Source organism: Candidatus Thermoplasmatota archaeon, assembly GCA_030018475.1.
Taxonomy (GTDB): Archaea; Thermoplasmatota; JASEFT01; order JASEFT01; family JASEFT01; genus JASEFT01.
Map to the genome: position 1 here is coordinate 1 of JASEFT010000081.1, position 1,562 is coordinate 1,562.

Annotated in this window: 1 protein-coding gene; it reads left to right on the forward strand. The window is 39.4% G+C overall.

Annotated elements, in window-relative coordinates; translation table 11 throughout:
- The first annotated feature begins 207 nt into the window (after positions 1–207).
- The gene (locus tag QMD21_07425; GenBank protein MDI6856592.1) at positions 208–1,287 is read left to right on the forward strand and encodes an IS110 family transposase; all 1,080 of its coding nucleotides are present in this window, start codon (positions 208–210) and stop codon (positions 1,285–1,287) included.
- Positions 1,288–1,562: the final 275 nt, after the last annotated feature.

Consider the following 1,562-nt stretch of genomic DNA (forward strand, 5'->3'; position numbering starts at 1 on the left):
TTTGATTTCTTACAACCCTCTGCGTTCACCCTGTTTTTTCGTGGTAGGAGCGGAACGAGGGCATTGCCCTATGGGCAACCCCGAATGTAGCGTCATCGAATAAAAGCCTACGAAGTGCTGGCTGACGTAAAAAGAATTCTACGTGTTTTACCATATCTAATAATGCGGTAGCACATCAGTAGAGCTACCGCAGGAGAAGTGATAAAAATGGAATATGTAGGCATAGATTTGGGATTAGAAAAATGCAAAGCTGGTATAATAGATTATATGGGAAACATAAAGAAACGTTTGGAATTTAGTAACGAAGAAGAGGGCTGGAATAATCTAACGGAGAATATCGAGCCAGAGGCAATAATTGCTTTTGAGGCATCTACACTTGCTTATCCATTATACGATTTTCTTACAGCCAGAGGCTATAAGGTAAAAGTAGCTCATCCAAAAAGAATAAAAGAAATAGTGACAAGCAATAGTAAAACAGATGATAAAGATAGCCTGGTTATTGCTAATCTTCTCAGACTAAATTACTTACCGCTTTCTTACATACCTACCAAAGAGACGCTCAAAAACAGAGAAGTGCTCAGAGCAAGAATAATGATAGGTCGTGAACTTGTTAGAGTAAAGAATAGAATTCATGCCTTCGTTACAAAGAACGGTCTTAAACCTTTATTCAAAGAAAATACTGATACCTTTGGTATGGCCGGTATGAAGAAATTAAAATCTCTGAGATTTAATGACTATAGAGATTCTATTTTGAAAGCAATGCTTGTTCAAATAGAGAATTTAGAGAAACAAAAGGAATTACTTCAAACTGAGATAGCAAAACTTTCTTCTGATAATGAAGATGCTAAGATCTTAATGAGTATTAGGGGCATAGACTACTACTCAGCACTGCTTATTGTAAGCGAACTGGGCGATGTGAATAGGTTTAAAGATGAGAAGGCCGTATGCAGCTATCCAGGACTTGTTCCTAAAGTTAGACAGTCCTCTTTTACTACCCGTATAGGAAGCATAACTAAAGAGGGGCCCAGTACTTTACGATGGATACTTTCAGTTGTAACAGATGTGGCTATCAGATATAATCCGCAACTAAAAGAGTTCTACAAAAGAATTCTCAGAAGAAAAAAGAGCAGGAAACTTGCGAAGACAGCAACTGCTAGAAAGCTGTTAGTTTCAATTTATTACATGTTAAAGAGAAAAGAAAGGTATGAGTGGGAAAATGAAACATCAACTGAAAGAAAACTTGCGAGACTGCAAAGGCTCTGCAGAAGGAAGGCGTTAGTATCGTGAGACCACGTGGTTCACCCTGGTGCTTTGACACCGCGTGCTGGCTTGTGGCACCTTTCTTCACACGAACCATCAGCCTGTGGCTTAGACCACGTATAGAGGATTGTGAAAAGGAAAGGACGCGAACTACCCTTCCTGCTATTGCACCTTTGCAATTCGTAAGTATTAAGGAGGTGAGAACAAATATAGGTTCAGGTTAATACGTAGAATTCTTTCATAGAGGCGTGAAGCATCGTAATGCATCTGCATCATCGGCGTTCACACAAAGTCTTGGCCAG

Excerpts from the sequence above, each read along its gene's own strand:
- QMD21_07425 (MDI6856592.1), top strand. The coding sequence starts at position 208 with ATGGAATATGTAGGCATAGATTTGGGATTAGAAAAATGCAAAGCTGGT.